The sequence below is a fragment of the Mesorhizobium sp. B2-3-5 genome, from assembly GCF_006442395.1.
In the GTDB taxonomy this organism is placed as follows: domain Bacteria; phylum Pseudomonadota; class Alphaproteobacteria; order Rhizobiales; family Rhizobiaceae; genus Mesorhizobium.
This window is the reverse complement of the sequence record NZ_VFVX01000036.1, coordinates 46,605-53,626: the sequence shown is the minus strand read 5'-3', so window position 1 is coordinate 53,626 and position 7,022 is coordinate 46,605. Positions and strand designations below refer to the sequence as shown.

Annotated in this window: 4 protein-coding genes; 3 read left to right on the top strand and 1 reads right to left on the bottom strand. The window is 63.1% G+C overall.

The window, feature by feature from the left end:
* Nucleotides 1–258 precede the first annotated feature (258 nt).
* The gene (locus tag FJ958_RS27115; RefSeq protein ID WP_140747753.1) at nt 259–1,407 is read left to right on the top strand and encodes an amidohydrolase; all 1,149 of its coding nucleotides are present in this window, start codon (nt 259–261) and stop codon (nt 1,405–1,407) included.
* Nucleotides 1,408–1,674: 267 nt separating this feature from the next.
* Nucleotides 1,675–3,984, top strand: a complete 2,310-nt coding sequence (locus FJ958_RS27110) for a mechanosensitive ion channel family protein (RefSeq protein WP_246679781.1) — start codon at nt 1,675–1,677, stop codon at nt 3,982–3,984.
* 156 nt (nt 3,985–4,140) lie between these two features.
* Here FJ958_RS27110 and FJ958_RS27105 read toward each other — a convergent pair whose 3' ends face one another.
* Entirely contained in the window at nt 4,141–5,682 is a 1,542-nt protein-coding gene (locus FJ958_RS27105) for a winged helix-turn-helix domain-containing tetratricopeptide repeat protein (protein ID WP_140747750.1), read from the bottom strand.
* 292 nt (nt 5,683–5,974) lie between these two features.
* Here FJ958_RS27105 and FJ958_RS27100 point away from each other — a divergent pair, with 292 nt between their 5' ends.
* Nucleotides 5,975–6,697, top strand: coding sequence for an alpha/beta hydrolase (locus tag FJ958_RS27100; protein WP_140747762.1), 723 nt, complete (start codon nt 5,975–5,977; stop codon nt 6,695–6,697).
* Nucleotides 6,698–7,022 lie beyond the last annotated feature (325 nt).

The window sequence follows — 7,022 nt, the reverse complement described above, 5'->3', positions numbered from 1 at the left end:
CTCTCCGGCCAAAGGGCAGTGCAATCGCATACGGCAGCGCCGGCCCCTCTCCGTCCGCTGCGCGGCCACCTCTCCCCCATTACATGGGGGCGAGGAAACGCCAATCTCCGAAGTCGCGGCTTTGGGAGGCTTGGTTCCTCGCCCCCAACAAAGTGGGGAGAGGTGGCCGCGCAGCGGACGGAGAGGGGGAGCGCCCTATGCGATTGTCCTCGCCTTGTGACCGGCATGTCACGAAGAACGCAGCGGAGGCCAAGAAGCATGACCCTCACCAACCGGGACATCGTCGAGCTAACCGAATGGCGGCGCAAGCTGCACCGGCAGCCGGAAATCTCGAACGAGGAAGAGAACACGGCCAAGGAGGTCGTCGCCTTCCTTGCCGATACCGCGCCGGACAAGGTGCTGACCGGCCTCGGCGGGCATGGCGTGGCCGCCATCTACGACAGCGGCAAGACCGGGCCTACGGTGCTGTTCCGTTCCGAACTCGACGCACTGCCGATCGCGGAGCTTTCCGGCGTGCCGCATGCCTCGCAGGTGCCCGGCAAGTCGCATATGTGCGGCCATGACGGACACACCGCGATCCTGGCGTCGCTTGGCCGCCAGCTCGGCCGCCAGCGGCCGGCAAGCGGCCGCGTCGTGCTGATGTTCCAGCCGGCGGAGGAGACCGGCAATGGCGCGGCCGGCGTCGTCGCCGATCCGCGCTTCGGCGAGATCGCGCCGGATTTCGCCTTTTCGCTGCACAATCTGCCCGGCGTGCCGTTCGGCGAGGTGCGGCTGAAACCCGGCGTGGTCAACTGCGCCTCGCGCGGCATGCGCATCGTGCTGGAGGGCAAGACCGCGCATTCCTCCATGCCCGAAACCGGCATCTCGCCGATGCCGGCGATCTCGGAGCTGATGCCGGCTTTGCCCGCACTCGGCCGCGCGACCTTCGCCGATGACGATTTCTCCATGGTCACCGTCACCCATGCCGAGATGGGCGAAGCCGTGTTCGGCATCGCGCCTGCCCATGCGGAAGTCTGGGCGACGCTGCGCACGCGGCGCGACGAGCGCATGGCGGATCTGTGCGCCGCCGCCGAGGCGCTGGTCAAGGAGATCGCCGCCCGCCACGGCCTCTCCGCCTGCTGGGACTATCACGAGATCTTCGTCGCCAGCGTCAACGCGCCGGACGCGGTGGAGCACCTGCGGCGCGCCCTCGACGAAGAAGGCGTCGTGCACGGGCAGGAAGCCCTGCCGATGCGCGCCTCGGAAGATTTCGGCCTGTTCGGCCACGGCGCCCCTTCGGCCATGTTCTTCCTCGGCGCCGGCGAGAAGCACCCTGCCCTGCACAATCCGGACTATGATTTTCCCGATGACCTGATCCCGATCGGGTCAAGGATTTTCATGCGCACGGCGCGCAATCTGCTGGGGTGAGGTTGGCTTAGATCAGCTTCCGCGGCGTCTGATGGCAAATCAGAGAGCAATAGCGGACGTGCAACGGGTTGCTTTCGACTGCGACCATCCTTGACCGACACAGACCACCCGGTGGTGCGTTCGCCGTCCGTCCGCATTATCGACCGTCATGCAACGGTCTGGCTCGGAACGATGAGGCTTGCACCACAACATCGGTTTCTTCAAGGTAGGAGCGACGACGGACATAAAAGTCGTTGCTCGTCGATTTGACCGGAAGGCTACAGCACCATGCCACTCACGATTCGACGACTGGGCGCCAGGAACCTGGCGCGCCCGGCACGGCGTCTCGGAGTTCTGACGGCGATGTTTGCCCTGATTGCCAGGCCGCTCGTTTTTGGGATCGCCCTCTTGTTGGCTGGTCCGACGCAGGCGCAGGCGCCGGCGAGTGTCCCGACTGAAAAGGTCAAACAGCTGTTCGAGCTTCTCGACGACCCGTCGGTGAAGGCCTGGGTGGCCGCACAACGAAATCAGGACGCCGGGGCGACGCAAGCGCCTGCCGAGGCAGGAGCTTCGCCGGCCGGCGTATCGTCGGATGCGGTGGCCGCACCAGGCCAAATGAATACGATGGCATCCTCGATGCTCGATCGGATCAGGCATCATATCGAAAGAATCGGGCGAACCTTGCCCTCGCTGCCAGGCCAGTTCGCTCGCGTTCGGGCAGCGACCATGGACGATATGTCCAGCAAGGGATCTGCCGGCGTACTCTTGCTGATTGCGATGTTCATCGCTGCCGGGCTGGCGCTCACCTGGGCAACGTACAGGCTCACCCGTCCATTTCGTCTTTGGATCATCGCGCAGCCGAAGGACACCCCCGCTGGGCGAGCCAAGAAGATTGGCGGCCGCACGCTTTATTCCAGCATGCTGATCGTCTCGTTCGCCCTGGGCAGCGCCGGCGCGTTCATGTTGTTCGACTGGCCGATGCTTATCCGCGAAATTGTCCTGACATTTCTGATGGCTGCGGTCGTTACATGGGGTGTGCGCATGTACGTCACAGCCCTGCTCGTCCCTTCCTTCATGAACGTCGAGAACGCCGTCGAGGTTCGTGCCTTGCCGATCACCAACGAAACGGCCGACCATTGGACCTATTGGCTATCCCGGATCGTCGGCGTCTTCGCCTTCTTCGCCGCCGCGTTTCTCCTCTTGCCGGGTCTCGGCATCGATCGGGACGGAATGCTAGTGCTGTCGACGGGCGCCGATTTCGTGCTGCTGCTGCTCTTGCTGCTTGCCGTTTGGCGTCGGCCAAGGACACAGCGGGAGGCTGCACACCAAAGCGGTCACACGGCAGCGACGTGGTTATTGACTTGCTATTTCGTCGTTCTGTTCCTGCAGCGCATCGCCGGCCTCAGTACACTCTTCTGGTTTACCTTCGCCGCGTTCTTCCTGCCCTTGGCAATCGTGCTGACGCAGCGCGGGGTCAATTTCGTCCTGCGGCCGGGTTCGGAAGATGCTGGCCGGCCGACGATCCCGGCGGTGACGATCGCTGCCATCGATCGTGGACTCCGGATGATCTTGATCCTGGCCGCGGCCTATTTTCTGGCGCGTGTCTGGGGCCTGGACATGCAGTCCATGGAAGGCAGCGATCCGACGACCACGCTCATATTGCGCGGCTTGATCAATGTCATGGTCATTGCGCTTGCCGCCGATTTCGGCTGGTCAATCATCAAAGCCCTGATCGAACGAAAGCTGGGCATCGAAACGCCGCACGCGGTGATCGGCGACGAGGAGGTCCCGCCCCTCGATCCTCAGCAGGCGCGGCTGCGCACGCTCTTGCCGATCATCCAGAACATTCTGCTCGCCTTGATCGTGGTGATGGCGGTGCTGATGATACTCGCCTCGGTGGGTATCCAGATCGGCCCGTTGATCGCTGGCGCCGGCGTCGTTGGTGTCGCCGTCGGATTTGGGGCTCAAACCATCGTCAAGGATGTCATTTCAGGCGTGTTTTTTCTGCTCGACGATGCGTTTCGCGTCGGCGAATATATTACATCCGGCCGTTATGTCGGAACGGTGGAGAGCTTTTCACTGCGCTCGGTGAAGCTGCGCCACCATCGTGGCCCGCTGTTCACAATACCTTTCGGCGAACTCGGGGCGGTCCAGAACCAGAGCCGTGACTGGGTCACGGACAAATTCAACATCACCGTCGGCTACGACACCGATATCGACTTCGCCCGCAAGCTGATCAAGCGGATCGGCCTCGAACTGGCGGAAGATCCCGAATTCAAAAACTGGGTGCTCGAACCGATCAAGATGCAGGGCGTACAGGAGTTCGGCGAGTATGGCATCGTATTGAGGGTCAAGGTCAAAACCAGACCTGGAGGCGCCTTCGGTATGAAACGCAAATTCTATGTACGAATCCGCCAAGCCTTCAAGGAGCAGGGTATCGAACTGCCATTTCCGACCGTCCACGTCCAGGGGCTGCAGACCCCCCATGGGGCAGAGAATGCGCCGTTGGAGATCACACCCGAGCTAAAGATAGCCGTCGCGCAGTCGCACACCAATCGGCGCAGAAGAAAGGTAGCACAAGAAGCAGGAAAGCCGTGACGCCTTCCGGTCACGGCGCGGCTTCCACATAGCGCCCGTGGCAGGGATACTCCTTGGATGCCGAACGCCAACGAACGATTTATTTCAATGCTTTGTGGCGGTATATCGAAGCCACGCCGACAGCACTCCGGCCTGGCCTTCAGACTGGCCTAGCTTTCAAACAGGCAGGCCCGCCCTTTGAAGCCCGCTCTTGATCCTCTCCACATCCTCCGGGTTCCTGAAGGGCATCTGGCCAATGGCTTCCGCAAACGAATAATCCGGGTTGACCGCCATCAATTCGCTCCAGACCTGGCGCGCGCCCTCGCCATCGTCCAGCAGGCCAAGCACCGCCGCAAGATAGGCGCGGCTCATGTCGGTTTTGGGAACCAGCAGGATGCGCTCGCGCAGCAAGGCGGCCGCGGTTTCGTATTTGCCGGCGATCAGGTGCGCCACTCCCAGTTGGTGCAGATACAGATGCGAATAGAGCGGGTCGAGACGGATTGCCCGCTCCATGTCCGCGATCGCCGCCAGGGGCTTTCCCGAATACATGTTGAGCATGCCGCGCAGCGACAGCGAGGGCGCGAAGTTGGGATTGAGCGCCAGTGACATCTCGACCTCCGCTGTCCAGCGTTCGAAGTCCTTCCGGTACATCGAAACCAGGGCGGCAACGCCATGCGGAAACGGGTCGTTCGGGTCTCGATCGATGGCTTCATCGACCAGCCTGCCGGCCTCGGCCAGCGCGCAACCGGGTTCGCTCACCCAGCGATTGTAATAGGCATGCGCCATTGCCATCGCGAGCGCGGCGTAGGGCGCGGCATAGGCGGGATCATGGTCGATCGCCTCGCGAAACAGCTCCGCCGTCCGCCTGAAGACATCGGCATTCTGCGTCGCCCCACGTTGCATCGCGCGGCCTCGCAGGAAGCAGTCATACGCCTCGATGTCGGTGGTTCCGGCCGAGGTGATTCCAGGCCATTGGGCCGCTTCCTTCGGGTTCAAGGCGATGTGGAGTTCGCCGACGATCTTGCGGGCCACTTCCTCCTGCACCGCGAACATGTCCGCCAGCTCGCGGTCGTAGCTTTCGGCCCATATGTGCGCGCCCGTCTCGCCGTCGCTCAGCTGCGCGACGATCCGCAGGCGGCTGCCGCTCCTGCGCACGCTTCCCGCCAGGACATAGCGGACGCCGAGATCCCTGGCGACGGTGCGGATGTCGACCGATTTTCCCTTGTAGGCGAAGCTCGAGCTGCGGGCGATGACGACCAGCCCGGAGAGCTTCGACAACATCGTTATGATCTCCTCGGCGAGCCCGTCGGCGAAATATTCCTGTTCGATGTCGGTGCTGAGGCTGGTGAGCGGAAGAACGGCAAGCGACGGCTTCGTCTGCGGCTGGATCGTCTTGTTGGCTTCATCGAGGCCTGGCCCGAGAAAGCGATAGCCGATGCGGGGCACCGTCGCGATCCATTCCCCGCCGTCCGGCATCGGTCCAAGCGCCTTGCGCAGCAGCGCGATCTGCACCGAAAGATTGCTCTCCTCGACGACGCTGCCCTGCCAGCCGGCGTCCATCAGCTCGGTCTTGGTCAGGATCTCGCCCTGTCGCTTGAGCAGTGCGTCCAAGAGCAGAATGCCCCGGCGGCCCAGCGCCACGGGCTCTCCCTCGCGCAGCAACGTCCCCTTGTAAGGGTCCAGCGTAAACGGGCCAAAAACGATTGCTTGCTTCGACATTTTCTGGGTGCTGGCGCGCCTTAGGAAATTGTTCGCAGATTATTCGGCATCGCTTCAATACGCGAGTGCCGTTTCAAGACACCTTCTCCAGCGCCGCACCAAAGGCCGGCCAAGGATCCGCCGGGACCCCTGCACCGCAGGATCGTTCAATCGGCTGATGCTGAAAGCAGCCCTACCGTGGGCCGGTGAAGAGTTCGCGATGAACTTGCCGCCGCAACCAGGTTCCAAAGGAGAAACTTCAATGTCGACTGCTTTAACCGCACTCGTCTCGGCTGCCGCGCTTGCACTGGGCATGTCGGCAACCGGCGCAATCGCCGCCCCAGTGAAATCCATCGTGCTGGTCCATGGCGGATTTGTCGATGGGTCCGGCTGGGAAGGCGTCTATGACATCCTCAAGAAGGATGGCTATGAGGTCACCATCGTCCAGAACCCGACCACATCGCTCGCCGACGACGTCTCCGTCACCAAGCGCGCGATCGCCGCGGCATCGGGCAACGTCATCCTCGTCGGCCATTCCTATGGCGGCGTCGTCGTTTCGGAAGCCGGCACCGATCCCAAGGTGGCGGGCGTGGTCTACATCACCGCCTTTGCGCCGGATGCCGGCGAATCCGTCTCGAGCCTGATCGCCAACCCGCCGCCCGGCGCTCCGGTGCCGCCGATCCTGGCGCCGGTCGATGGATTCCTGTTCCTCGATCGGGGCAAGTTCGCCGCGTCGTTCGCCGCCGATGTCCGCCCGGACCTCGCTTCCTTCATGGCCGACTCCCAGGTTCCCTGGGCCGTGGCCGCGCTGGAGGGCAAGGTCAGCGCGCCTGCCTGGAAGGTGAAGCCGAGCTGGTACCTGGTGGCGACGGAAGACAAGATGATCCCGCCGGATGCCCAGCGCGCCATGTCCAAGCGCGCCGGCTCCACGGTCGTCGAGGTTCCGGGCAGCCACGCCATATACGTGTCGAAACCCGGTGCGGTTGCCGAACTCATCGAAGAGGCGGCCCAGACGGCGAAGCCGCTCGGAAATTAGTCCGGCTCCCCTATCGGAGAAGGATGGCGGGTTTACTCCCGCCATCCACCGCCAGCGGCAGCCCGCCGATCGAGCTCCGCCCTAAACCGAGGCGGCCACCCTGCCCCAAACTCCGCATCAGCTCCTGCGGCAGGAAAAGCATCGCCAGGACAATCGTCAGGCCCGAGAACCGGATCCGGCACCACGATGCGCCAAATCGAACACCGCATACGTCCCAAGCGCGCCAAGATGGGCGCTTTTTTCGGATAGGCCGCAGCACGATCGCCGCATCACCATGATGCTGGCCTCTTATGACTATACTGTCATAAGATCGATAGCCGGCCCC

Coding starts and splice junctions, on each gene's coding strand:
- FJ958_RS27100 (WP_140747762.1), top strand. CDS start 5,975: ATGTCGGCAACCGGCGCAATCGCCGCCCCAGTGAAATCCATCGTGCTG.
- FJ958_RS27110 (WP_246679781.1), top strand. CDS start 1,675: ATGCCACTCACGATTCGACGACTGGGCGCCAGGAACCTGGCGCGCCCG.
- FJ958_RS27105 (WP_140747750.1), bottom strand. CDS start 5,682: ATGTCGAAGCAAGCAATCGTTTTTGGCCCGTTTACGCTGGACCCTTAC.
- FJ958_RS27115 (WP_140747753.1), top strand. CDS start 259: ATGACCCTCACCAACCGGGACATCGTCGAGCTAACCGAATGGCGGCGC.